Origin of the sequence: Pseudomonas sp. CFBP 13602 (assembly GCF_014842725.1) — a bacterium.
Lineage (GTDB): Bacteria > Pseudomonadota > Gammaproteobacteria > Pseudomonadales > Pseudomonadaceae > Aquipseudomonas > Aquipseudomonas baltica.
In genome coordinates, this window is the sequence record NZ_JACYVT010000003.1 from 274,485 (window position 1) to 299,465 (window position 24,981).

General features: G+C 61.3%; 26 protein-coding genes. 6 read left to right on the top strand and 20 right to left on the bottom strand.

Features of this window, described 5'->3' with window-relative positions:
• Positions 1–2 precede the first annotated feature (2 nt).
• Complete coding sequence (locus IFU31_RS07715; RefSeq protein ID WP_192102647.1) at positions 3–1,349, top strand: sigma-54-dependent transcriptional regulator; 1,347 nt, start codon at positions 3–5, stop codon at positions 1,347–1,349.
• A 167-nt stretch (positions 1,350–1,516) separates the two neighbouring features.
• Here IFU31_RS07715 and thiO read toward each other — a convergent pair whose 3' ends face one another.
• Genes thiO through IFU31_RS07750 form a run of 7 tightly spaced genes read right to left on the bottom strand, consistent with a single transcriptional unit; the run spans position 1,517 to position 8,336 of the window.
• On the bottom strand, positions 1,517–2,617 hold the full coding sequence (gene thiO / locus IFU31_RS07720) for a glycine oxidase ThiO (RefSeq protein WP_192102648.1): 1,101 nt from the start codon (positions 2,615–2,617) through the stop codon (positions 1,517–1,519).
• 20 nt (positions 2,618–2,637) lie between these two features.
• Positions 2,638–3,033 (bottom strand): type IV pilin protein, encoded by a 396-nt coding sequence (locus tag IFU31_RS07725; RefSeq protein ID WP_185795216.1) that lies wholly within the window; start codon positions 3,031–3,033, stop codon positions 2,638–2,640.
• 8 nt (positions 3,034–3,041) lie between these two features.
• A complete protein-coding gene (locus IFU31_RS07730) occupies positions 3,042–6,155 on the bottom strand; it encodes a pilus assembly protein (protein WP_446731024.1) in 3,114 nt (1,037 codons plus the stop codon).
• Positions 6,139–6,648, bottom strand: a complete 510-nt coding sequence (locus tag IFU31_RS07735; protein ID WP_192102650.1) for a pilus assembly PilX family protein — start codon at positions 6,646–6,648, stop codon at positions 6,139–6,141. Before IFU31_RS07735 ends, IFU31_RS07730 begins: the two co-directional genes overlap by 17 nt.
• Before the next feature lie 10 nt (positions 6,649–6,658).
• Positions 6,659–7,393, bottom strand: coding sequence for a PilW family protein (locus tag IFU31_RS07740; protein ID WP_185795213.1), 735 nt, complete (start codon positions 7,391–7,393; stop codon positions 6,659–6,661).
• Complete coding sequence (pilV, locus tag IFU31_RS07745; protein ID WP_192054759.1) at positions 7,390–7,866, bottom strand: type IV pilus modification protein PilV; 477 nt, start codon at positions 7,864–7,866, stop codon at positions 7,390–7,392. The genes IFU31_RS07740 and pilV overlap by 4 nt, the downstream gene beginning before the upstream one ends.
• A complete protein-coding gene (locus tag IFU31_RS07750) occupies positions 7,863–8,336 on the bottom strand; it encodes a GspH/FimT family pseudopilin (protein WP_192102651.1) in 474 nt (157 codons plus the stop codon). Before IFU31_RS07750 ends, pilV begins: the two co-directional genes overlap by 4 nt.
• A gap of 123 nt (positions 8,337–8,459) precedes the next feature.
• Between IFU31_RS07750 and IFU31_RS07755 the strand changes: the two genes are divergently transcribed.
• Positions 8,460–8,984 carry a GspH/FimT family protein gene (locus IFU31_RS07755; RefSeq protein ID WP_192102652.1) on the top strand — a complete coding sequence of 175 codons (525 nt, stop codon included), beginning with the start codon at positions 8,460–8,462 and terminating at the stop codon, positions 8,982–8,984.
• Here the strand turns inward: IFU31_RS07755 and ispH are convergent.
• The 6 genes from ispH to murJ all read right to left on the bottom strand — a co-directional run bounded on the left by ispH (position 8,981) and on the right by murJ (position 16,340).
• A complete protein-coding gene (gene ispH, locus IFU31_RS07760) occupies positions 8,981–9,928 on the bottom strand; it encodes a 4-hydroxy-3-methylbut-2-enyl diphosphate reductase (protein WP_185795209.1) in 948 nt (315 codons plus the stop codon). The genes IFU31_RS07755 and ispH overlap by 4 nt on opposite strands.
• Positions 9,929–9,944: 16 nt before the next feature.
• Positions 9,945–10,382: an FKBP-type peptidyl-prolyl cis-trans isomerase gene (gene fkpB / locus IFU31_RS07765; RefSeq protein ID WP_192102653.1), complete on the bottom strand. Its 438-nt coding sequence runs from the start codon at positions 10,380–10,382 to the stop codon at positions 9,945–9,947.
• Positions 10,375–10,896, bottom strand: a complete 522-nt coding sequence (lspA, locus tag IFU31_RS07770) for a signal peptidase II (RefSeq protein ID WP_122475327.1) — start codon at positions 10,894–10,896, stop codon at positions 10,375–10,377. Before lspA ends, fkpB begins: the two co-directional genes overlap by 8 nt.
• The gene (ileS, locus tag IFU31_RS07775) at positions 10,889–13,720 is read right to left on the bottom strand and encodes an isoleucine--tRNA ligase (protein WP_122475329.1); all 2,832 of its coding nucleotides are present in this window, start codon (positions 13,718–13,720) and stop codon (positions 10,889–10,891) included. The genes lspA and ileS overlap by 8 nt, the downstream gene beginning before the upstream one ends.
• A gap of 15 nt (positions 13,721–13,735) precedes the next feature.
• Positions 13,736–14,671, bottom strand: coding sequence for a bifunctional riboflavin kinase/FAD synthetase (gene ribF / locus IFU31_RS07780; protein ID WP_122475330.1), 936 nt, complete (start codon positions 14,669–14,671; stop codon positions 13,736–13,738).
• Between the two features lie 130 nt (positions 14,672–14,801).
• Positions 14,802–16,340 (bottom strand): murein biosynthesis integral membrane protein MurJ, encoded by a 1,539-nt coding sequence (murJ, locus tag IFU31_RS07785; protein WP_192054763.1) that lies wholly within the window; start codon positions 16,338–16,340, stop codon positions 14,802–14,804.
• Between the two features lie 253 nt (positions 16,341–16,593).
• Between murJ and rpsT the strand changes: the two genes are divergently transcribed.
• Positions 16,594–16,872, top strand: coding sequence for a 30S ribosomal protein S20 (gene rpsT / locus IFU31_RS07790; protein WP_043192805.1), 279 nt, complete (start codon positions 16,594–16,596; stop codon positions 16,870–16,872).
• A gap of 272 nt (positions 16,873–17,144) precedes the next feature.
• On the opposite strand, the gene IFU31_RS07795 is transcribed toward rpsT, so the two are convergent.
• The 5 genes from IFU31_RS07795 to rplU all read right to left on the bottom strand — a co-directional run bounded on the left by IFU31_RS07795 (position 17,145) and on the right by rplU (position 20,947).
• Positions 17,145–17,603, bottom strand: a complete 459-nt coding sequence (locus IFU31_RS07795; protein ID WP_122475332.1) for a CreA family protein — start codon at positions 17,601–17,603, stop codon at positions 17,145–17,147.
• Positions 17,604–17,622: 19 nt separating this feature from the next.
• Positions 17,623–18,741 carry a glutamate 5-kinase gene (gene proB / locus IFU31_RS07800; protein ID WP_192048882.1) on the bottom strand — a complete coding sequence of 373 codons (1,119 nt, stop codon included), beginning with the start codon at positions 18,739–18,741 and terminating at the stop codon, positions 17,623–17,625.
• A 193-nt stretch (positions 18,742–18,934) separates the two neighbouring features.
• The gene (cgtA, locus tag IFU31_RS07805) at positions 18,935–20,155 is read right to left on the bottom strand and encodes an Obg family GTPase CgtA (RefSeq protein ID WP_043192803.1); all 1,221 of its coding nucleotides are present in this window, start codon (positions 20,153–20,155) and stop codon (positions 18,935–18,937) included.
• A gap of 185 nt (positions 20,156–20,340) precedes the next feature.
• Positions 20,341–20,598: a 50S ribosomal protein L27 gene (rpmA, locus tag IFU31_RS07810; RefSeq protein WP_008371588.1), complete on the bottom strand. Its 258-nt coding sequence runs from the start codon at positions 20,596–20,598 to the stop codon at positions 20,341–20,343.
• 34 nt (positions 20,599–20,632) lie between these two features.
• The gene (rplU, locus tag IFU31_RS07815; RefSeq protein ID WP_003176051.1) at positions 20,633–20,947 is read right to left on the bottom strand and encodes a 50S ribosomal protein L21; all 315 of its coding nucleotides are present in this window, start codon (positions 20,945–20,947) and stop codon (positions 20,633–20,635) included.
• A 330-nt stretch (positions 20,948–21,277) separates the two neighbouring features.
• On the opposite strand from rplU, the gene IFU31_RS07820 reads away from it, so the two are divergent.
• From IFU31_RS07820 to IFU31_RS07830, 3 genes are all read left to right on the top strand, one after another.
• Positions 21,278–22,246 (top strand): polyprenyl synthetase family protein, encoded by a 969-nt coding sequence (locus IFU31_RS07820; RefSeq protein ID WP_185795206.1) that lies wholly within the window; start codon positions 21,278–21,280, stop codon positions 22,244–22,246.
• Positions 22,247–22,475: 229 nt separating this feature from the next.
• The gene (locus IFU31_RS07825) at positions 22,476–22,817 is read left to right on the top strand and encodes a zinc ribbon domain-containing protein YjdM (protein WP_122475337.1); all 342 of its coding nucleotides are present in this window, start codon (positions 22,476–22,478) and stop codon (positions 22,815–22,817) included.
• A 142-nt stretch (positions 22,818–22,959) separates the two neighbouring features.
• Positions 22,960–23,202 (top strand): PA4570 family protein, encoded by a 243-nt coding sequence (locus IFU31_RS07830; RefSeq protein WP_122475338.1) that lies wholly within the window; start codon positions 22,960–22,962, stop codon positions 23,200–23,202.
• Between the two features lie 430 nt (positions 23,203–23,632).
• On the opposite strand, the gene IFU31_RS07835 is transcribed toward IFU31_RS07830, so the two are convergent.
• Positions 23,633–24,250 (bottom strand): FKBP-type peptidyl-prolyl cis-trans isomerase, encoded by a 618-nt coding sequence (locus tag IFU31_RS07835; protein ID WP_122475340.1) that lies wholly within the window; start codon positions 24,248–24,250, stop codon positions 23,633–23,635.
• A gap of 141 nt (positions 24,251–24,391) precedes the next feature.
• The gene (locus IFU31_RS07840; protein ID WP_043192796.1) at positions 24,392–24,880 is read right to left on the bottom strand and encodes a TIGR00645 family protein; all 489 of its coding nucleotides are present in this window, start codon (positions 24,878–24,880) and stop codon (positions 24,392–24,394) included.
• Positions 24,881–24,981 lie beyond the last annotated feature (101 nt).

The window sequence follows — 24,981 nt, forward strand, 5'->3', positions numbered from 1 at the left end:
CTATGAGCGCCAGGCAAAAAATTCTGATCGTGGATGACGAGCCGGACATCCGCGAACTGTTGGAGATCACCCTCGGCCGCATGAAACTGGAAACCCGCAGCGCACGCGACGTCAACGAGGCCCGCGAATGGCTGGGGCGCGAATCGTTCGACCTGTGCCTGACCGACATGCGCCTGCCCGACGGCACGGGTCTTGAGCTGGTGCAGTTCATCCAGCAGCGCTACCCGCACCTGCCGGTGGCGATGATCACCGCGTTCGGCAGCCTGGACACCGCCATCAATGCGCTCAAGGCCGGCGCCTTCGATTTCCTCACCAAGCCGGTCGACCTGCCGCGCCTGCGCGAGCTGGTCGGCACCGCGCTGCGCATGCCGGCGCCCGCCCCTGTCGGCAAGGAACCGAGCATCGACCAGCGCCTGCTCGGCGATTCGCCACCGATGTTGGGGCTGCGCAAGCAGATCGGCCGGCTGGCACGCAGCCAGGCGCCGGTCTACATCAGCGGCGAGTCGGGCAGCGGCAAGGAACTGGTCGCCCGGCTGATTCACGAGCAGGGCCCGCGCGCGGATCGGCCATTCATTCCGGTCAACTGTGGGGCTATCCCCGCCGAGCTGATGGAGAGCGAATTCTTCGGCCATCGCAAGGGCAGCTTCACCGGTGCCACAGAAGACAAGCCGGGGCTGTTTCAGGCGGCCAATGGCGGCACGCTGTTTCTCGACGAAGTGGCCGACCTGCCGTTGACCATGCAGGTGAAGCTGCTGCGCGCCATCCAGGAAAAGGCCGTGCGCGCCGTGGGCGGGCAGACCGAAAACGTGGTCGATGTGCGTATTCTCAGCGCGACCCACAAGGACCTCGCAGCCGAGGTGGCGGCGCAGCGTTTTCGCCAGGACCTCTACTACCGACTCAACGTGATCGAGCTTCGGGTGCCCTGCCTGCGCGAGCGCCGTGAAGACATTCTGCTGCTGGCTGCCAGTGTGCTGGCGCGCCTGGCACAGGGCAGTGGCCTGCCGCCCGCGCAGTTGACCCCGGCAGCACTGGAAACCCTCAAGGGCTACCGCTTTCCCGGCAACGTGCGCGAACTGGAAAACATGCTCGAACGGGCCTACACCCTGTGCGAAGACGATCGCATCGAGGCGAGCGACCTGCGCCTGAGCGAAACGGCAGTCAGCGTGGAGTCCGGCGAACCCAGCCTGGCCCAGGTCGACAACCTGGAAGACTACCTGGAAAGCGTCGAGCGCAAGCTCATCCTGCAAGCGCTGGAAGAAACCCGCTGGAACCGCACGGCAGCAGCGCAGCGGCTGAACATGTCGTTCCGCTCGATGCGCTACCGCCTGAAAAAGCTGGGCCTGGATTGATTCCCTGCCACCGTGTCAAGCCGCGTCGGCGGTGTATGTGGTATGCCTGAATGAACGCGGTGCGGCCGGACGCGGCTTGCGCCGCTGCTACAGGACAACGCGATCCCCGTAGCAGCGGCGCAAGCCGCGTCGGCGGTGCATGCGGTGCGCCTGAATGAACGCGNGTGCTACAGGGGGATGCGGTTTTGCGGCGCGTAGGGGGCTGGATCGATCACGGCTTCGCGACCCAGCAGCAGGTCGGCCAGCAGGCGACACGACGCTGGCGCCAGCACCAACCCATTACGGTAGTGCCCGCAGTTCAACCACAAACCCGGATGCCGCGGCAGCGCACCAATGAACGGTACCCCCTCCGGCGACCCCGGACGCAACCCAGCCCACTGTTGCACCGGCGTGGCCTCGGCCAGGGCCGGCAGCAGATCGACCGCCGAGGCCTGCAAGCTGTTCAGCGCCTCTACCGTTGGCGTCTTGTCGAAGCCCGCATGCTCCAGCGTGCTGCCGATCAATACATGCCCATCGCGGCGGGGAATGGCATAGCGCCCCTTGGCCAGTACCATGCTCGGCAAAAAATCGGCTGCGCATTTGAACAGGATCATCTGCCCCTTCACCGGCTCCACCGGCAAGTCGATGCCCAGGGTCTGCAACAACTCACCGCTCCAGGCACCCGCGGTCAGCACCACCTCGTCGGCCAGCACCTCCCCCTGCGCTGAATGCACGCCGACCACCCGCTGGCCATCGAGCAAAAAACCCTGCACTTCACACTGCTCGCGCACCGTCACGTTGGGCAGCGCCGACAAGGCCGCTTTCAAAGCCTTGATCAAGCGTGGATTGCGCACATTGGCGACATCGGCCATATGGATCGCGCGCCCGAACCCGGGCCCCAGCACCGGCACGGCCTCGTAGGTAGCTGAAATATCCACTGCCGCCAGCGGCCGACCATTGGCCCGTGCCCAGGCAAGCGCCTCGGCTTCATCGTCCAGGTCCAGCCAGTACAAACCGGTGGTGTACACCTGCGGATCGATGCCCGTATCGACGGCCAGGCGCTGCCCCAGGCGCGGATAGAAATCCTGCGACCAATGCGCCAACGCCGTAACCGCCGGCCTGTAGCGCCAGGGATACAGCGGTGAAACGATGCCACCGCCGGCCCAGGAAGACTCCTGGCCGACCGCGCTGCGGTCGATCAGGGTAATGCGACCCACATGGGCAGCAAGATTGTAGGCCGTCAGCAGGCCCATTACGCCGCCGCCGACAACCAACACATGGTCAGACATGAAACGATTCCAAAGAAGGCTCAGCGGCCCCAGCAGGTGGCTGAGGTGTTGCCGGCAGCCATGCCGGTGTTGGTCCGCGCGCCGGTTTGATTGATGACGAAACTGCCGCACTTGTCACCGACCATCATGCTGCCGGGCTTCGGCGCGGCCGTCAGGCTGAACGTTGTGGCGTCCTTTGCCGTCACGATGTTGTACCAGGCATTGCCCGCCACGTCGGGCACGTTGGCGTAGCTGCCGGTCCGTGTGAACCCCCTCTCGAAATTCTGCGCACCTTCGGCCAGCACCTGGCCGATCTCCACCCGATGCGTGCGCTTCACGTACTCGGTGTAGCTGGGGTAGGCGATGGCGGCAAGGATGCCGACGATGGCGACCACGATCATCAACTCGATAAGGGTGAAGCCTTGTTGCCTGCTCATACGGACACTCATTGTCGTTGTTGCCACATGATACGGCGGTTCGGGGAAACCACCTGTTGTTTAGGAGACCCGCCGCCACTGCCTGTCGTAGAGTCACCCGTGCTAGGCAGTTGAATAGCAACCATGTCATTCCCGTTGGAATCGACATAAGAGATCATTGATGCGGTATTGATCAAACCTCCCGATACGATCATTCCCGCAGTTGCCTCAGTACCGTTCAGGATGTTGAAATTCGTGATCATCTTGCCATTTTCGGCGTTCACTTCCATCAGCTTACTTGACCCAGCGCTCGAACATGGGTCCGAAACGTCAAGAATAGCGGTAGTGAAAAAAATGTTACCGTCGATCAACAAGGGTGGATAAAGCACCCGCTCCCCTGTCGATGTGGTGCCGTAGGTCAGCGGCATGTACCAACCCTTGCGGGTGTTGTAATCCACCTCATTCTGGCTGGTGTAGACCTTGGTGCCGGTGATATTGGTGATGGTCTGGCGTTGCAGCACCGACTCGGTGTAGTTCGCGGTCGAACCATTGGCGTCGACGATGGCGTAGAAAGACTGGGTCGTAGTTGTAGTTTTGTCCGCCACCTCGTTGAGCTTGCCTGTACCAAAGAAGATGATCTGCCGGCCCAGAGTGTAATTGCCTATGGTTGGCTGTGCTGTGATAGCTTGGGTCGCGCCACCCGAAGCTGTGAACAGTGGCGTATTGGCGAACCCGACCACGCCGTTCGTGGTACTGGTGAAATCAAATTTCCACATGCGCCCTTTCAGATCGCCACCATAGGCGTACTGAATAACGCCTTGGCTGTTTATGTCCAGCGCTACCGAGGACAGACCGTTGTCGGTTTCGCCTGTTGTAACTATCGGGGTCTGGATCTCCTTGATCAACGCGCCGGTAGCCAGATTGATCACAAACAGCGACGCGCGCCCCGTCGTACTGCCGTAACCGTTCGAGATGAATGCTGCCCAGGTACCGTCTTTCAATCGGGCCACTTCCGGCTTGCCATAGGCATAGCCCATGTTGCTGTAGCCCGTGGTGTTACTGTTGATTTCCCAAAGGGCACGAGTGGTATTGCTACCACCGGCTTCAAACAGCTGCAACGCATAATAAGCCCTGCCGCCAGCCCCCACACCGCCCAAAGCCAGCGTTTTCCAGCCGTTGTTGATTTGAGCGTCTGCGACAGTCAACTGACCGTCATTCAAGAACTTATGGCCAACACCATTGATATAGTTGGGGTTGGCTACTGCGTTCAAATTGGCCAACGTGGTAGATGGCAGATAGGCATAACGCCTTGTGCCATCGGTATTCAAAACGTTGGTCATCCCATCATTGCTGTTGACAACCAGAGCGGGGTTCATGCTCGCAGCCTTGGTCCCAAGGTACGTGGTATAGCTGAAATCGCCTGTCGTGTCGGTAGTGGTAATGGCAGTGGGCGAGGCATACACCAAGGGTGAGTTGATGATGTCGCCCAGCAATACCGAGCGCGTCTTCAGCCCGGTCTTGTTGGTGCCTTTCGTCCACTCGATCAGGTCATTGGCGGTAACTGGATTGAGGAGAGTGTTGAGACTCGATGCACCCACGGCCAGGGTAGCGATCTGGGCAGGAGAGAAATTCAGCAATGATAGTGCGATGGGCTGGCTGGTGAGTATGTTCCACGACTGAAAAACCGTAGTCCCGGCCGACTTAACCTTGTCATCCGTGCTCCATACCGCCGTGGCGCCGGGATTGCCTGAACTGTCCAGGTTATAGGCGCGTACCGTACCGCGCCAGTCGGTCGGGTCGTAGAATGTTTGATAGTACTGCGAAGACGCTGTGAGATTGACCGAGTTCACCGAACCGCCCCCGCCTGAACCAGCCTTGGAAGCAATGTCGTTAAGCGCAGCGGTCAAGGCAGCGCTCAAGCCTGCAGCATCAGTGGCTTGATAGTATTTGCCCTGGCCATAACCGGTCTTTTCAGCCGCATCTTTCAGCATCTGATTGTCGGCAGCGAAGCCTACTGTGTAAGTGGACATGTTCTGCTTGGGAAAATCCGCAGCATCCCAGCTCTTGCCGGCGGTATCTGTCCCGCCGGACCGCATGTCAATATCATTGGCAAACTTGGCGATGTCATCCAGGTACAACGTGTCACCCTCACCGTCACCAGTCAGATTATCGCCATCATTGCTGCTGTCACCGTCCCAGTTTGGCAGCCTTGATCCCCCGAGTGGGTCATTGGTTGGAAAAGTGCGGTCGTAAGTAGGCAGGCCGTCAGTGATCACTACCCCGTAGTTCTTTTGGCAGCGGTACTGGATAGGGCTGGTGTAGGTATTGGGCGTGCTGTTGTAGTAAGGCGTCATCCCCCTGAAATAACGAGTCACCTCGTAGTAGGCTTCCGCCAGCGGTGTGTTGGCGATGGCCCCCAGGTCGCCGATGGCATTGATCAATGCGTTGTAGTTGCTGTTCGCTTGGGCTGTGGTGGTAGAACTGTTGGCACTCAAGTCGGAAATCGCGCGGGGGATATTGCCACCCGGGCCTGGGTTGCCGGGAGCCGGCGGGTTAAAGGTGGCCAGACCGATACGCAGGTTGCGATTGGCGTTGACCAGCGCGGTCGCCGCGTCTCGGGCAACGTTGATCCGATAGTCTCCGGGCACCGTTGTGTCGGCAATGTAGTCACGGCTGGTGCTGCCGCTCGGCAGCCGGTCGATCAGGTAAGAGATGTACCGTGATGAATAGCGGGTGCTGCCGTTGCCCACCGGATCCGGGAGGCGCAGGCAATACACCGTGTTGGTACCTCGCGTGAATCCCGAATAACCGAATGAGCATCCACCCCGGTTGAAACTGCTGTAGAACAGATTTTCACTGTCCATGTCGATGTTTGTGACACTGAATCGGTCGCAGAACGTGGCGTAGTAGCAGTTATAGATCGTTGGACGACTGGTAGCCTGATTGAAGTCGGCTGTGCGGATCAGGTTATTCATACTACCGGAGTCATCCACCAGCAACATCACATTGGGCGTGACCGACCCCGAGCTGAGCAACGGAGAGTCCGCTGGTGCGAAGGCATACAGCGGAGCACTGACGTACAATCCAGCAAGTATCCCGGAACAGAACTTGATCACGCCGCGCATTCTACTGCTGCTTGGCATAGACACTCTCCAGCACCGTTCGCGAAGTACCCTGGATGCCTACCCCGGTAATGCGATACAGCTCATAGAATTTTTTGGTGGTGTTGATTGGCGAACCACTTGCAAGAATCGACGGGTTGTTGGTGGCACCCACTTTCTGAATGGCGTAATAGCCAGACCCGGACTGCACCCAGACCACACCATTGGCGGCAATATAGTTGCTGGTGCCAATGGTATTGGCGTTGGTCGGCGGGGCACAGGTGACTGCGGTGTTGCAGAAAGCCAGGGTGTAGGCTTCTGGCTTCACTGTATTTTCGCCAATGCGCAGCATGGCTTCGGCTATCTGGAACGAGCCGTTGCGCAGGGTCACGCTGCCTGCCATCTTTTCCTGCAATGTCGCGTTCTGCATCGACGACACGCCGATCAAAGTCAGCAACAGCAGAAAGACCAGGCACACTACCAACGTCATCCCACGTTGCGTGCTCGTTGCGCTGTAATGGGTGTGCGTACTCATTGAGGCCTCATCACAGCAACCGATTGCGCAAGGCAATCACGGTGTTGAAAGTCCGGGTTTGCGCACGGGTGTTGGGTGCAGCCGCCTGGTCGGCGAGCTGCAAACTGATGCGCACGCTGCGGATCAAGTCGAAGTTGGTAGGCGTGGCAACGTAGCTGCTGGCATTGATGTTAGCCGCGGATGAGGCCACGCCGAAAGTCACGTCAAAAGCCAGCACGTTGCTGATCAACGGGCTTTGGCTGTTGGCTAAACTACCCGCCAACACTTGATTGTTGGCAAAGGTATAGACGACCCGACGTATCGGAATGACCTGCTGACCAGCCAGTGCGGCAGGCATGGCTGCCGGTAAGTAGGCTGTTGAAAAACTGCGGCAGTCAGTAAGAATGTTCCAGTCGGCATTGGCGCCGTTATTGCCCACGTCGGCAGTGATCAACGTGAGAATCACGCTGTTGTTAGTGCCGCGGGTAATAGTGATCGGCGAGGCGTACGCGGCGGTGAAGTCTTTGGTAAGCGTGCTGTCGAGCGGATTGGCTTGGCAGCCAAAAAACCCTGTCATGCGAATTTCCTGGGCCATCTTGCTCATCAGAAAGCGTCCATCTTCCTGAATGCCCGCCGCAGCGTTCTGGCTCTGGTAAGTATTCTTCGCCGTGAGAAATATCTGGGTGACGCCCAACACGATGACCAGGCCCAGGGTCATGGCGACCATCAGCTCGATCAGGCCAATGCCTCGGGATGAGCGTCTCATTTGATCCCCTTGTCGATGGCCACGCGACTGGTCAGCGTGAAACTCTGCAGGCCATCGCCGACGCTCTGCACATTGGAAACGTTGGCGGCGTTGGTCGCACGCGCGTCACTCCACTGCAGAGTGATAGTAACGACGCGGTTGTTCACGGCGATGCTGCTGCCCGCACTGACTCCGCCTATGGCCTTGGCATTGGCGGCGAAATCGGCAAGATCCTGGGCCCGGACGTCGCTTGCGTTGCCCGCGGGTGCCGCATCGAGGTTGGCCAGCACGTAGTTGGCGTCGGGGTTGGCACGAATGCGGTCCATCATGTCATAGGCAATGAAACTGGCCTGGCTGGTGAGCGCCGAGCTGTCGGTGAACTTCAGGGCGTTGAGCTGCAACGCTGCTGCCCCGAGCAGGCCGATCCCCATGATCAGCAGCGAAACCAGGACCTCGATCAGGCTGACCCCTGCTTGCCCCCTGCGCATGCTCATGGACAGGTGCCCCCCAGTATCACGCGCCCGTTGAGGCACACACCGATGGCCTTGGTGTAGGTACCCTGCGTGTAGGAAAACGCGACTGCCGTGACGGGATTGGCCAGTGCGCCCAAATTGTTGTACTCGATGTTGGCAATGTCGTTGGGTTTCACTACAGCTGACGCAGACATGTCTGCAATCACGCGTAACACCGGGTTGGTCACGACGCCAGCATTGACGACTTGAATATCGAGGCGGCTGGTCCAGTCGTTCGCGACCGAGGGCGTGACACGTATGCTCGCTCCCCGGTTTATCGCCTCGAGGCGCGCATAGTTGAGGGCGCGGTACAAATCTGTCGACTCGGTGTCAGCCTTGGTGTTGTTGATCAGGCCGACAAACGACGGGATTCCTATGGTCACCAGTATGGCCAGCACTGCGATGGTCACCATCAGCTCGACCAGCGTAAACCCCTTGTAACCATGCCGCATTGGACGCCTCCCCCAAGAGCATCGACTATAAACCAGCGCTCGCGCGGTTCGGTGCGCGCACAGGATATACGGTTGTTCTAGAGGGATCAGCGCCTATTGCAGGGAAACCCAGGGAGGGTTGGCATGTACAGTAAAGGAGTTACGTTAGTGGAGCTGGTGGTGGTGCTGGCGGTGGTCGCGATACTGGCTGCGATTGCCATGCCAGCCCTGCATGAGTTTCTGCAGGAGCAGCGGCGAAAAGTGGTGGCGCAGGAACTTGCTTTCACATTGCGCATGGCCCGGTCGGAAGCGATCCTGCGGCAGACGCCTGTGGTGGTAAGGGGGTTCCACCGGGGCTGGGGTTGGGGCTGGGTCACACTGCTGGATATTCGAGGTCTGAGCACCGCCAGAGGTACGCACCTCAATACCCATATCCTCGATGGCAAGGTGCCTGTCATCGGCAATAAATGGGTACGCCACGAGGTGCGCTTCGATAGTTTCGGCGCACCTGCCGGCGTGAAAGGGGAGTCAAATGCCGGGTCTCTGTTTTTTTGCGATCCGAAGCGCGCACGGTTACGTTGGCGCATCGTGATCGACTGGGTCGGCAGGGTCCGAATCACTGATCTTCCAGATCCGCAGTCTGCCGACTGGTGCGGCAAACCGCGCTAACCGATCGTCTTCACCCGCAATTCCTTGGGCATCGAGAACGTGATGTTCTCCGGCCGACCGATCAACTCGTCGGCGCCGGTCGCACCCCAGGCGTGCAGTTGCTCGATGACACCGCGCACCAGCACCTCGGGCGCCGAGGCACCAGCGGTAATGCCAATGCGCTGCACGCCGTCGAACCAGCCTTGCTGCATGTCCTGCGCGCCGTCGATCAGGTACGCCGGGGTGGCCATGCGCTCGGCCAGCTCGCGCAGCCGGTTGGAGTTGGAGCTATTCGGGCTGCCCACTACCAGCACCACGTCACACTCGTCGGCCAGGATCTTGACGGCGTCCTGGCGGTTTTGCGTGGCGTAGCAGATGTCGTCCTTGCGCGGCCCGCCAATGGCGGGGAAGCGCGCGCGCAACGCGTCGATGACCCGGCTGGTGTCATCCATCGACAAGGTCGTCTGGGTCACGAAGGCAAGGTTTTCAGGGTTGATCACGTTCAGGTTGGCAACGTCTTTCTCGTCTTCGACCAGGTAGATGGCGCCACCGTTGCTGGCATCGTACTGCCCCATGGTTCCTTCGACTTCCGGATGCCCGGCGTGGCCGATGAGAATGCACTCGCGGCCGTCGCGGCTGTAGCGAGCCACTTCGATGTGCACCTTGGTGACCAGCGGGCAGGTTGCATCGAACACCTTCAGGCCGCGCCCGGCCGCTTCCTGGCGCACGGCCTGGGAAACGCCGTGGGCACTGAAGATGACGATGACGTCGTCAGGCACCTGGTCGAGTTCGTCGACGAAGATGGCGCCTCGATTGCGCAGGTCTTCGACCACGAACTTGTTGTGCACCACTTCGTGGCGGACATAGATCGGTGCGCCGAAGACTTCCAGGGCGCGGTTGACGATCTCGATCGCTCGGTCCACACCCGCGCAGAAGCCACGGGGATTGGCGAGTTTGATTTGCATGCTTGCCTCGGTGCCCTTAAAGGGCGGTGACCGAAAGAATTTCCACCTCGAAGGTCAGGGTCTTGCCTGCCAACGGGTGGTTGAAGTCTACCGTCACTTCGTTGTCGTCGAATGCTTTCACTACGCCCGGAAGCTCGGTGTTGGCCGCGTCGTTGAAGATCACCAGCAACCCTTCGGACAGCTCCATGTTCGCGAACTGCGAGGCCGGCATGACTTGCACGTTCTGCGGATTGGGCTGGCCGAAAGCGTTTTCCGGCAGCACCTTCACGGTCCGTCGGTCGCCGGCCTTGAAGCCGAACAAGGCGGCTTCGAAACCCGGCAACAGGTTGCCATCGCCGACCTTGAAGGTCGCTGGCGACTTGTCGAACGTACTGTCGACGGTGTCGCCGTTTTCCAGGTGCAGGGCGAAGTGCAAGGTCACTTCAGTGTTTTCCCTGATGCGCTGATCAGTCATTCACCGCTTCTCCGGTTTTCTTGCTCTTGAACATATCCAACGCCAGCATGATCGCACCGACGGTGATGGCGCTGTCGGCCAGGTTGAACGCCGGGAACCGCCAGCGATCCTGCCAATGCACCAGAATGAAGTCGACCACATGGCCGAGCACGACACGGTCGAACAGGTTGCCGACCGCGCCGCCCAGCACCAGGGCCAGCGCTATCGCCAGCCAGGTGTCGCTGCGCCCCAGGCGCTTGAGCCAGACCACCAGCACCACGCTGACCACCACGGCGATCAGGGTGAACAGCCAGCGCTGCCAGCCGCCACTGTCGGCCAGGAAGCTGAAGGCGGCGCCGGTGTTGTAGGCCAGGGTCCAGCTGAGCAGGTCGGGAATGACCACGATCTGCTCGTACATCTGCAGGGTGCCGTCGAAATAGAACTTGGTGGCCTGGTCCAGCACCATCACCAGCACGCTGAGCCACAGCCACTTCAAGTGGCCGTAGCGACCGAAGGACGCCGACGAATCAGGCATAGTGGCGCACCTCGCCATCACCGCTGATGTTGTCGACGCAGCGACCACAGATTTCCGGATGCTCGGGGTCCACGCCTACGTCGTCACGGAAGTGCCAGCAACGCGCGCACTTCACGCCACTCGACTTGACCACCTTGAGCTTCAGTCCGGCGACCTCGGTGACCACCGCATCGGCCGGAGCCTGGGCGAATGGTGCCAAGGTGGCACCCGAGGTGATCAGCACGAAGCGCAGCTCGTTGCCCAGCTTGGCCAGGTCGGTGTTCAGGGCGTCTTCGCTGTACAGGGTCACTTCGGCCTGCAGGTTGCCGCCGATGGCCTTGGCGGCGCGCAGGTTTTCCATTTCCTTGTTGACTGCGGTCTTCACCGCCATCACGCGTTCCCAGTAGGCGCGATCCAGCTCGAAGCCCTCGGGCAACTCGCTCAGGCCCTGGTACCAGGTGTTGAGCATCACCGATTCGTTGCGCTCGCCCGGCAGGTACTGCCACAGCTCGTCGGCGGTGAACGCCAGGATCGGCGCGATCCAACGCACCAGCGCCTCGCTGATGTGGTACAGCGCGGTCTGGCAGGAACGCCGGGCAACGCTGTTGGCGCCGGTGGTGTACTGGCGATCCTTGATGATGTCCAGATAGAAGCCGCCCAGCTCCTGCACGCAGAAGTTGTGCACCTTGGAGTAGACGTTCCAGAAGCGGTATTCGCCGTAGTGCTCTTCCAGCTCGCGTTGCAGCAGCAGCGCCCGGTCGACGGCCCAGCGGTCCAGGGCGATCATCTGATCGGCCGGCAGCAGGTCGGTGGCCGGGTTGAAGCCGCTGAGGTTGGAGAGCAGGAAGCGCGCCGTGTTGCGGATGCGACGGTAGGCGTCGGCACTGCGTTGCAGGATGGTGTCCGACACGGCCATTTCGCCCGAATAGTCGGTGGCCGAAACCCACAGCCGCATGATGTCGGCACCCAGGGTGTCGTTGACCTTCTGCGGGGCGATGACGTTGCCCAGCGACTTGGACATCTTGCGGCCGTTTTCGTCCACGGTGAAACCGTGGGTCAGCAGCTCGCGATACGGCGCATGGTTGTCGATGGCGCAGCCGGTCAGCAGCGAAGAGTGGAACCAGCCGCGGTGCTGGTCCGAACCTTCCAGGTACAGGTCGGCACGCGGGCCGCTTTCGTGGCCCATCGGGTGCGAGCCGCGCAGCACGTGCCAGTGGGTGGTGCCCGAGTCGAACCAGACGTCCAGCGTGTCGCTGATCTTGTCGTAGTTGGCGGCGTCATCGCCCAGCAGCTCGGCGGCGTCCATCTTGAACCAGGCTTCGATGCCTTCGACTTCGACGCGCTTGGCCACCTCTTCCATCAGCTCGACGGTACGCGGGTGCAGTTCACCGGTGGCCTTGTCGAGGAAGAACGGAATCGGCACGCCCCAGTTGCGCTGGCGCGAGATGCACCAGTCGGGACGGTTGGCGATCATCGAGTGCAGGCGTGCCTGGCCCCAGGCCGGAACGAATTTGGTTTCCTCGATGGCTTTCACCGCGCGCTCGCGCAGGGTGTCGCCTTCGACAGGTGGCTTGTCCATGCCGACGAACCACTGCGCGGTAGCGCGGTAGATCAGCGGGGTTTTGTGCCGCCAGCAGTGCATGTAGCTGTGACTGACCACTTCGGTGTGCATCAACGCACCGACTTCGGTCAGCTTGTCGACGATGTTCGGGTTGGCCTTGAAGATGAACTGGCCGCCGAAGAACGGCAGCGATTCGACATACACGCCATTGCTCTGCACCGGACCGATGATGTCATCGTTGGTCAGGCCGTACTGCTTGCAGATGTTGAAGTCGTCCACGCCATAGGCAGGCGAGCAGTGAACCACACCGGTGCCCGCGCCCAGTTCGACGTAGTCGGCCAGGTACACCGGCGACAGGCGGTCATAGAACGGATGTCGGAAGTTGATCAGCTCGAGCTTGGCACCCACGGTAGTGGCGAGCACCGTACCTTGCAGGCTGTAGCGCGCCAGGCAGCTCTCGACCAGTTCTTCGGCGAGCACCAGCAGGCGATCACCGACGTCGACCAGGGCGTAGGTGAATTCTGGATGGACGTTGAGCGCCTGGTTGGCCGGGATGGTCCACGGGGTGGTGGTCCAGATCACGATGCTGGCCGGCTTCTCCAGGCCGGGCAGGCCGAAGGCGTCGGCCAGGGCCTGCTGGTCGGCGATCGGGAAAGCGACGTCGATGGTCGGCGACTTCTTGTCGGCGTACTCGACCTCGGCCTCGGCCAGGGCCGAGCCGCAATCGAAGCACCAGTTCACCGGCTTGAGGCCCTTGAACACGAAGCCGTTGCGGACCATTTCGGCCAAGGCACGGATCTCGCCGGCCTCGTTGGGGAAGCTCATGGTCTTGTACGGGTTGGCCCAGTCGCCCAGCACGCCCAAACGGATGAACTCGGCCTTCTGCCCTTCGATCTGCTCGCTGGCATAGGCGCGGCACAGTTCGCGGGTCTTGTCGCCGCCCAGGTTCTTGCCGTGGGTGACTTCGACCTTGTGCTCGATCGGCAGGCCATGACAGTCCCAGCCCGGCACGTACGGCGCATCGAAGCCGGCCAGGGTCTTGGAACGGGTGATCATGTCCTTGAGGATCTTGTTGACCGCATGACCGATGTGGATATTGCCGTTGGCATAGGGCGGGCCGTCGTGCAGGACGAACTTGGGACGGTCCTTGCCAATCTCGCGAAGCTTCTGGTACAGGCCAATGCTGTCCCAGCGCTGCAGAGTTTGCGGCTCGCGCTGGGGCAGGCCGGCCTTCATTGGGAAGGCGGTGTCCGGAAGGTTTAGCGTGGCTTTGTAGTCGGTCATTTCAGGCTCTTCAATTTAAGCGGTTGGCTTGGCCCAGTGGGCACGCGCGGCGGCGACATCCGCATCGATCGCCGACTTCAGCGCCTCAAGCGAGGCGAAACGCTGCTCATCACGCAGCTTGTGGTGGAACGCCACCGTTAAATGCCGGCCATAGAGGTCACCGGCAAAGTCCAGCAAATGCACTTCCAGGTGGGCACTGCCATCACCTGCAACGGTTGGCCGCACGCCTATGTTGGCGACTCCTGGCCAGGTCTTGCCGTCGATGTCGACACTGACCAGGTATACCCCGGTGAGCGGCGCACGACGGCGCTTGAGTTGCACATTGGCAGTGGGCCAGCCCAGTTGGCGGGCCAGCTTCTGACCATGCAGGACCCTTCCTTCGATGCAGAAGGGCCGGCCGAGCAACTGCCCGGCACGTTCGAAGTCGGCCGCAGCCAGAGCCTTGCGGACCTGGGTGCTGCTGACGCGGACGCCGTCCATTTCGACGGTCTGCGCCGACTCGACGGTAAAGCCCTGGAGGCTGCCGGCCTGGGTCAGGAAATCGAAGTCCCCTGCCCGGTCGCAGCCGAAGCGGAAGTCGTCACCAACCTCCAGATGTTTCACGCCCAGGCCGTCGATCAGGATGGTGTCGACGAACTCCGATGCACTGAGCTGGCTCAGGCGCTTGTTGAAAGCCAGGCACAGCACCAGATCGACCTGTTCCGCAGCCAGCAGCTGCACTTTGTCGCGCAGCCGGGCCAGACGTGCCGGCGCGGTCTGCGGGCTGAAGTATTCGCGCGGCTGGGGCTCGAAGATGACCACACAACTGGGCACGCCCAACTCGCGGGCACGCTCGCGCAGCCGGGCCAGAATAGCCTGGTGGCCACGATGGACACCGTCGAAATTGCCAATGGTGGCGGCGCAGCCCCGATGCTGGGGCCGCAGATTGTGAAGGCCTCGAACCAGCTGCATAACGCGCTTCTTGCTCATAAAGTGGTCGATTATAACCATACCCACGCGTCGACGACAGGCAACAGCGTGCATGGATGTTCGCTAACGCATAAAACCGCTCGCGGCCAAGGGCAGCCAGTGCGCTCGAGGATCACGCCAGCCCGCGGCGAGCGAAGTCCTTGAGGCGGAAGCCCATGGCCAACAACATTCCGAAATACACTAGCACGCCTGTCAACACCAACAGCCCCAGGCGCAGGAAGCGCTCGAGCATCTGCCCGTCGGCCCAGGCCGGCATGTACTGCAGCAGCACCAGCAAGGCAGCGGCCATGGCCAGCACGGCCACGCCCAATTTGCACAGAAAGGCGGTCCAGCCCGGCTGCGGCTGGAACAGGTCCTGCTGACGCAGCTTCCAGTACAGCAACCCGGCGTTCAGGCAGGCGCCCAGGCTGATGGCCAGCGCCAGGCCTGCGTGCTGCAGATGGCTGATGAACATCAGGTTGAAGACCTGTGTCGCCACCAGGGTGAAGATGGCGATCTTCACCGGCGTGCGAATGTTCTGCTGGGCGTAGAAGCCCGGCGCCAGCACCTTGATCAGGATGATCCCCAGCAGGCCGATGGAATAGGCGATCAGCGCGCGCTGGGTCATGGCCGCATCCAGCGCGGTGAACTTGCCGTACTGGAACAACGCCACGGTCAAGGGCTCGGCGAGCAACGCCAGGGCCACCGCGCACGGCAGGACCAGCACGAAACACAGGCGCAGCCCCCAGTCGAGGATGCGCGAGTATTCATGACGATCCCTGTTGGCGTAGGTCTTGGCCAGGGTCGGCAGGAGGATCGTGCCCAAGGCTACGCCCAATACCCCCGACGGCAGCTCCATCAGGCGGTCGGCGTAGTACATCCAGGACACCGAGCCGGCCACCAGGAACGAGGCGAACACGGTATTGATGATCAGCGAAATCTGGCTCACCGATACACCGAGGATTGCCGGCAGCATCTGCTTCATCACCCGCAGGGCACCGGTATCGCGCAGGCTCAGGCGTGGCAGCACCAGCAGGCCGAGCTTTTTCAGATGCGGCAGTTGATAGAGCAATTGCGCCAACCCACCCGCCAGCACGGCCCAGCCGAGCGCCATGACCGGCGGATCGAAATAGGGCGTGAGGAACAGGGCAAACAGGATCATCGACACGTTTAGCAGCGTGGGCGTGAAAGCTGGAACCGAGAAGCGGTTGTAGGTGTTGAGGATGGCACCGACGAAGGACGACAGCGAAATCAGCAATATATAAGGAAAGGTCACCCGCAACAGATCGCTGGTGAGCGCGAATTTCTCCGGGGTATCGGCAAAACCCGGAGCGGTTGCCCAGATCACCCACGGCGCAGCGAGGATCCCGGCCACCGTCACCAGCGCCAGTGCGAGGGTCAGCAGGCCGGCGACGTAGGCAATGAAGGTACGCGTGGCCTCCTCGCCCTGCTGGCTCTTATACTCGGCGAGAATGGGCACGAACGCTTGGGAGAAGGCGCCTTCGGCGAAGATCCGGCGCAGCAGGTTGGGCAGCTTGAAAGCGATGAAGAAGGCATCGGTGGCCATGCCGGCGCCGAAAATGCGCGCAATGATGGTGTCGCGGACGAAGCCCAACACCCGCGAAACCATGGTGATGGAGCTGACCGCGGCCAGGGATTTAAGTAGGTTCATCGAAAGTTTTTCATGCCCGTTGACGAAGAGCAGGCCCATATCCGGCCCAGGTGTGCGATACTCCGCGCCGCATCAGCAGGCAGAGCCAGAACTTCGCGAGTGTACAGGTCGCGGGCCAGAAGTGAATCACTTCGACACCCGACCAACCACTTAGCGGATCGTCTCACGTACCCTTGACAACCAACTCGTTGATGGGCATGATTCGCGGCCTTATTTGTTTGCTATTTCAAAAAGTCTTTCGAGGAGCTCGACGGTGGCCAACTCACCTTCCGCCAAAAAACGTGCAAAACAGGCTGAGAAGCGTCGCAGCCACAACGCCAGCCTGCGTTCCATGGTTCGCACCTACATCAAGAATGTAGTCAAAGCCATCGACGCAAAAGACGCAGAAAAAGCACAAGCTGCTTACGTTCTGGCCGTGCCAGTTATCGACCGTATGGCCGATAAAGGCATCATCCACAAGAACAAGGCTGCTCGCCACAAGGGCCGTCTGAATGGCCACATCAAAGCACTGAACCAGGCTGCTGCTGCCTGATCAGCGGTACGATGTAGAAAAAGCCGACCCCAGGGTCGGCTTTTTTGTGCCTGTGTGAATGTGCCGGTATCGAGGCGCCGTTTTCGCGGCCGATGACCGCTCCTACGGTGGGCTATGCATTTCTTCCGTAGGAGCGGTCCGTGGCCGCGAAGGGTGCGACGCGGCTTACCTGACACACCGCGGCGCCCTTTTCGCGGCCGATGACCGCTCCTACGGTGGGCCATGCATGTCTTCCGTAGGAGCGGTCCGTGGCCGCGAAGGGTGCAACGCGGTTATTCGGTCCAGGGGCGGATGGGGATGGCGGTCACGGCGTTTTGCGGGCTGCCTTCGATCATGCGGTCGCTGTAGACCAGATACACCAGGGCGTTGCGCTTCTTGTCGTGGAAACGGACCACCTGCATGGTCTTGAACACCAGCGAGGTGCGCTCCTTGAACACCTCCTCGCCCTCCTTCAAGTTGCCCGGCAGCTGGATCGGCCCGACCTGGCGGCAGGCGATGGACGCTTCCGCACGGTCTTCGGCCAGGCCCAGGCCACCCTTCACTCCACCCGTCTTGGCGCGCGACAGATAACAGGTCACGCCAGGCACCTTGGGATCATCGAACGCCTCGACGACGATGCGATCGTTGGGACCGACAACCTTGAACACCGTGGACACCTGGCCGATTTCCTCGGCACTCGCCAGCATCGGCAGGCACAACATGGCAGCCGCGAGGGCTTTGAGCACTTTCATCGAAACGTTCCTGTAGGGATCAAACGAGGATCAGGTTGTCGCGGTGCACCAGCTCGGGCTCGGCCATATAGCCCAGCAAGCGCTCGATAACGTCCGACGACTGACCAATGATTTTCTGGGCTTCCAGCGCACTGTAGTTGGCCAGGCCACGTGCGATCTCGCGACCATCGGGCGCCACGCACACCACCATTTCACCCCGCCGAAAACTTCCCTGGACCACTTTCACACCTACCGGCAGCAGGCTCTTGTGGCCACCGGTCAAGGCTTGCACGGCCCCTTCGTCGAGCACCAGGGTGCCGCGGGTCTGCAAGTGTCCGGCCAGCCATTGCTTGCGCGCGGCGAGCATTTCACGCTCGGGCGACAGCAGCGTACCCAGGCGCTCGCCGGCCTTGAGCCGATCGAGCACGCGCTCGATACGGCCACCGACGATCACCGTATGCGCCCCGGAGCGAGCCGCCAGGCGTGCGGCGCGCAGCTTGGTCTGCATGCCGCCACGCCCCAGCGCGCCGCCGGTACCGCCGGCAACCGCATCCAGCGATGGGTCGTCGGCACGCGCTTCGAAGATCAATTTTGCATCGGGGTTGGTGCGCGGATCGGCATCGAACATGCCATCGCGATCGGTGAGGATCACCAGCAGGTCCGCCTCCACCAGGTTGGCCACCAGGGCCGCCAGGGTGTCGTTGTCGCCGAAGCGGATTTCGTCGGTGACCACGGTATCGTTTTCATTGATGACCGGCACCACGCCCAGCTCGACCAGGGTCCGCAGGGTACTGCGCGCATTGAGGTAGCGTTTGCGATCTGAGAGGTCGTCGTGGGTCAGCAGGATCTGCGCGGTGTGCCGGCCATGCTCGGCAAAGCTAGACTCCCAGGCCTGCACCAGCCCCATCTGGCCGATGGCGGCGGCAGCCTGCAGCTCGTGCATGCCACTGGGGCGCTTGACCCATCCAAGACGACTCATGCCGGCCGCTACAGCCCCCGAAGAGACCAGCACCAGCTCGACCCCGGCATTGTGCAAAGCAACCATCTGCTCGACCCAGACACTCATCGCCGCGCGATCCAGACCCTTGCCGTCCGCGGTCAGCAGCGCACTGCCAATCTTCACGACCCAACGCTGCGCACCCGTCACCTTGCTCCGCATCATCTGCCAACCTTTGCCCGGTAGAAAAACAAAAACGCCGCTCATGGTGAGCGGCGCTTAGTTTAACACTGGAGATCATAGTGGGAGCGGTCATCGGCTGCGAAGAAGACGCCATGGAGTGCCAGGCACACCGCGGTGCGCCCTTCGCGGCCGCGGGCCGCTCCTACAGGAGCGGGACCTGCGCCCATACGCACTAGTCGCGGACGTAGATGATTTCCGGGCCGTCTTCGGCGTCTTCTTCTTCCCAATCGTCGTCATCGCCGATGTCGTGGACGCTCTTCACGCCGCTACGGCGCAGTGCGCGCTGATCATCCAGGGCCTGCAGCTGCGCGCGAGCCTCGTCTTCGATGCGCTGGTCGAGCTCGGCCAGCTCATCGGCATAGGCCGGGTCACGGGCCAGGCGATCGGCACGGTCTTCAAGGTAGCGCATGATGTCGCGGCTCAGGCGCTCGGTACCTTCCTTGGCGATGGCCGAGATCACGTAGACCGGACCTTCCCACTCCAGACGGTCGACGATTTCCTTGACCCGCTCTTCGTGCTCTTCTTCCAGAATCTGGTCGCACTTGTTGAGCACCAGCCAGCGCTCGCGCTCGGCCAGCGACGGACTGAACTTGACCAGTTCGTTGACGATCACTTCGGCGGCATCGGCAGCGCTGGTTTCATCCAGCGGCGCCATGTCGACCAGGTGCAGCAGCACGCGCGTACGCGCCAAGTGCTTGAGGAAGCGGATACCCAGGCCGGCACCGTGGGAAGCGCCCTCGATCAGACCGGGAATGTCGGCTACCACGAAGCTCTTCCAGCGATCGACACTGACCACACCCAGGTTCGGCACCAACGTGGTGAACGGGTAGTCCGCCACCTTGGGCTTGGCCGCGGAGACCGAGCGGATGAAGGTGCTCTTGCCAGCATTGGGCAGGCCCAGCAAGCCAACATCGGCCAGCACTTTCATTTCCAGCTTGAGGTCACGCTGCTCACCCGGCTTGCCCGGACTGGTCTGGCGCGGCGCGCGGTTGGTACTGGACTTGAAGCGGGTGTTGCCCAGACCGTGCCAGCCGCCGTGTGCGACGAGCAGGCGCTGACCGGCCTTGACCAGGTCACCGATCACTTCCTGCGTGGAAGCATCGATCACCGTGGTACCTACCGGTACGCGCAGCTCCATGTCTTCACCCTTCTTGCCGGTGCAGTCGGTGCTGCCGCCGTTGGCGCCGCGCTCGGCATCGAAGTGGCGGGTATAGCGATAGTCGACCAAAGTGTTGAGGTTTTCGTCGGCGATCATGTAGATCGAGCCGCCATCGCCACCGTCGCCGCCGTTGGGGCCGCCATTCTCAATGAATTTTTCGCGGCGAAAGCTCATGCAGCCGTTGCCACCGTCACCCGCTTTCACGCGGATGGATACTTCATCTACAAACTTCATGAAAAATACGCCTCTCGCCGCAGGGACGAGCTAATGAAACTGAAACGTAAGGCTCTTGCGAAAATGAGCGCGGCAAACCCGTCAATGACTCTCGTACCGACAGCCCATGCAAACCTTTGCAAGAGACTCACTCCAAAAACGAAAAAGCCCCGTCGCAAGACAGGGCTTCTCCAGCGACGTCGCGATTAAGCTGCGACAACGCTCACGTAACGACGACCGAAGGCGCCCTTTACTTCGAACTTGATCACGCCTGCGACTTTCGCGAACAGGGTGTGATCCTTGCCCATGCCAACGCCGTAGCCAGCGTGGAACTGGGTGCCGCGCTGACGCACGATGATGTTGCCTGGGATGATAGCCTGGCCGCCATACATCTTCACGCCAAGGCGTTTGGCTTCTGAGTCGCGACCGTTACGGGTACTACCACCAGCTTTTTTGTGTGCCATGAGTCAATTCTCCTAGTGAGGAATTAGGCTGAAATTAAGCCTGAATACCGGTGATTTTGATCTCGGTGTACCACTGGCGGTGGCCCATGCGCTTCATGTGGTGCTTACGACGACGGAACTTGATGATGCGGACCTTATCGTGACGACCTTGGGAAATCACTTCAGCCACAACGGTAGCGCCGGCAACCACTGGAGCGCCGATGTTCACGTCGTCGCCATTGGCGACCAACAGAACGCGATCAAAGGTAACGGATTCGCCGGTGGCGATTTCCAGTTTCTCGATCTTCAGGTATTCACCTGGGGCGACCTTGTATTGCTTGCCACCGGTAACGATTACTGCGTACGACATGGTATTTCTCCGATAATCCTGCTCACCCAGCTCTTTATAAGTAGAGTGTCGGCTGGCATGGCTGCATGGGTTGGAACGCCCCAAATGCAATTGCGTAAGGCAGGTGCTGCCCAGGAAGTTCAGGGTGCGCGATTGTACGCAAGCGGCGAACCTCTGACAAGAGGCCGCCAGTCGCCTCATCGGCGTGGCGGACCTGGCAGAACGCCTTTCACGGGCCATACCGGGCCGTGCCGGGCCTGCACGCGGGCGCCCAGGGCCATGGACGCGCCTTGACACACCCCGACCCGCGTCCTAGCATGCCGCGCAACCCTTCTGGAGCGACTCTCGCTGATGCAACCCCAAGCTTTCTACCGCGCGGTGGCGGACGATTTCAGCGCCGTCGACGGGATCATCAAGCAGCAGCTGACCTCGCGCGTGCCGTTGGTATCGACGATCAGCGACTACATCACCTCCTCTGGGGGCAAGCGCCTGCGGCCGCTGCTGGTGCTCCTCGCCGGCAAAGCATTGGGCCATCAAAGCGACGACCTGCGTCTGCTGGCAGCCACCATCGAGCTGTTGCACACCTCGACCCTGCTGCATGACGACGTGGTCGACATGTCCGGCATGCGCCGTGGTCGGTCCACCGCCAATGCCAAGTGGGGCAATGCGCCAAGCGTGCTGGTGGGCGACTTCCTCTATTCGCGCTCGTTCGAAATGATGGTCGAGCTGGGCTCGATGTCGGTGATGAAGATTCTGTCGCACGCCACGCGCATCATTGCCGAGGGCGAAGTGCTGCAGCTGTCCAAGGTGCGGGACGCCAGCACCACCGAAGAAATCTACATGGAAGTGATCCGCGGAAAGACCGCGATGCTCTTCGAGGCGTCGGCACACAGCGCCGCGGCGCTCACCGGTGCCAGCCCCGAACAGTGTGAAGCGCTGCGCACGTTCGGTGATCATTTGGGCGTCGCTTTCCAGCTGGTCGACGATCTGCTCGATTATCGCGGCGACGCCGAAACCCTCGGCAAGAACGTGGGCGACGATCTGGCCGAGGGCAAGCCGACCTTGCCACTGATCTACACCATGCGTGAAGGCACCGCCGAGCAGGCAGCGCTGGTCCGCCAGGCGATCCAGAAGGGCGGGATCGAGGATCTGGAACGCATCCGCACTGCGGTCGAGGATTGTGGCGCGCTGGATTACACCGCGCAGCTGGCACGCGATTATGTGGCCAAGGCCATTGCTCAGCTGGAGGCGCTGCCTGCCAGCCAATACCGGGATGCCCTGGTCGAGCTGAGTGAATTTGCGGTGGCGCGTACGCACTGATTCGGTGGTGGGCCATTCGCGGGCAGAGCCCGCTCCCACAAGTGTCCGATTCTACGGTGAGTGAGCGGTGGGCTCTTGCTGGCAGAGCCTGTTCCACCAAAGCCCTGCTCCCAGACAAGAACCATACTCCACATAAAGGCGCAGCTTGCATGGCAGCTGGCGCTGATGGGCTCTTGCGGCAAAAACCCTATATACTGCGCGCCTTTATTCCCTACCCCCGAGGAATCTCGTGAGCACGCTGCCGCCCTGCCCCAAATGCAACAGCGAATACACCTACGAAGACGGCACTCAGCTGATCTGTCCCGAATGCAGCCATGAGTGGTCGGCCACGAGCGACGAGAGTGCCGACGGCGATGCTTTGACGATCAAGGACTCGGTGGGCAATGCCCTGGCCGACGGCGACACCGTTACCGTGATCAAGGACCTCAAGGTCAAAGGCTCTTCGCTGGTGGTCAAGGTCGGCACCAAGGTCAAGAACATCCGCCTGTGCGATGGCGACCATGACATCGACTGCAAGATCGACGGCATTGGCGCGATGAAGCTCAAGTCCGAGTTCGTGCGCAAGGTCTGAGGCGTCGCCCGACCAGCGGTCCGGGCCGTCGCGAGGCGCCCGGCCTGACTTCCAAGGGTGCAATGCCTGCGGAAGGCAAATAGTCGCTTGCTATTATATGAATAAGAATTATTCTCATTGAATGCCCTCAAGGAGAATTGCCATGACCTATCTGATCGACGCCTGGCTCGACCGCCCACACCCCTACCTGCGCATCCTGCATCGCGAGACGGGTGAAGTCTGTGCGGTGCTTGGCGAGGATGCTCTGGATGAGCTACGCGACCAGGGCGACCTCGACCTGCATGGCCTGAGTTCGAGCGAACCTGGAGTGCTCAAGGAAGTGGTGCGCAACCTGTTTTTGTTCTGCTACGCACGGGCACTGCGGCCAATGGGGGAGTTGCACTGATACACCGCGCCGAAGCCGGACGCGGCTTGCGCCGCTGCTACAGGATTGCGGCGTCTGTAGCAGCGGCGCAAGCCGCGTCGGCGGTAGATGCGGTGCACCTGTAGCAGCGGCGCAAGCCGCGTCGGCGGTAGATGCGATGCACCTGTAGCAGCGGCGCAAGCCGCGTCGGCGGTAGATGCGATGCACCTGTAGCAGGCGCGCAAGCCGCGTCGGCGGTAGATGCGATGCACCTGTAGCAGGCGCGCAAGCCGCGTCGGCGGTAGATGCGGGCACCTGTAGCAGCGGCGCGAGCCGCGTCAGCAGTGCACGCCGGGCACCTGTAGCAGCGGCGCGAGCCGCGTCGGCGGTGGGTGCGGTGTTTCTGGACGCACGCGATGAGGCCGGACGCGGCTTGCGCCGCTGCTACAGGAACCGCGTTTCCGCTGGCGGGTTACAAGACTTCGAGCAGTTCCACGTCGAACACCAGCACGCTGTGCGGCGGGATGCTGCCGACGCCTTGGGCGCCGTAGGCCAGTTCGCTCGGTACGTGGACACGCCACTTGCTGCCGGCAGGCATCAGTTGCAGGGCTTCGGTCCAGCCAGCGATCACGCCGTTGACCGGGAATTCGGCCGGCTCGCCACGGTTGTAGGAGCTGTCGAACACGGTGCCGTCGGTCAGGGTGCCGTGGTAGTGAACGCGCACGGTGCTGTCACCGGCCGGCTTGCTGCCTTCGCCTGTGCTCAACACTTCGTACTGCAAGCCGCTGGCGGTCGTGGTGATTTCGGCACGCTTGGCATTTTCGGCCAGGTACGCCTTGCCTTCGCCGGCCGCAGCTTCGGCCTTGGCCTGCTGCTCGGCCTGCATGATGTCGCGGATCACCTTGAAGCTGGCGTTCAGCTCTTCTTCGCTCACACGGCTTTCATGGCCACGGAACGCATCGGTCAGGCCGACCAGGATGGCTTCCAGGCTGACGCCAGGTGGTGGGTTGTCGCGCAGTTGGCCGCCCAGTTGACGGCCAATGCCATAGCTGACGCGGGTTTCGTCGGTCGACAATTGTACTTCGGACATAACACTGCTCCGCTGCGGGGCCGCGCCGCAATCTTCATGCGGGGATGAAGGGCGCGCCCGGATAAAAGGGCCAGCAGACTAGCACACTGCAGGCCCGCACTTCAGCAGGCCGGGCCGTATGCGCCCGTGCTACAGGTGCAATCAGTGCTTGGTCAGCTTGTCCAGGTAGCCCATGGCAAACGCCGAAATGACGAAGGTCATATGGATGATCACGTACCACATCAGGTACTGCGGCTCGATGTTCTTGGCATCCATGAACACGCGCAGCAAATGGATGGACGAAATGGCCACGATCGACGCGGCGACTTTCATCTTCAGCGAAGACGAGTCCATCTTGCCCAGCCAGCTGAGCTTCTCGACGCCCTCTTCGATGTCCAGTTGCGACACGAAGTTTTCATAGCCGGAAATCATCACCATCACCAGAAGGCCGCCAACCAGCGCCATGTCGATGAGCGAAAGCAGCACCAGAATCACTTCCGATTCGGCCATGGCAAAGATGTTGGGCAGGACGTGGAAGATTTCCTGGAAGAATTTCAGCGCCAGCGCCAGCAACCCAAGGGACAGGCCAACGTAGATCGGCGCCAGCAACCAGCGCGAGGCGTACATGGTTTTTTCGATGAAGCGTTCCATTGAGGCTCACAGGGTGGTGGAAATTGGCGACGATTATAGCCACGGCCATGGCAAAGCACGACGTGCGACGGTGTGTCGCAGCCGCTTGCCCCCTGCAGAGG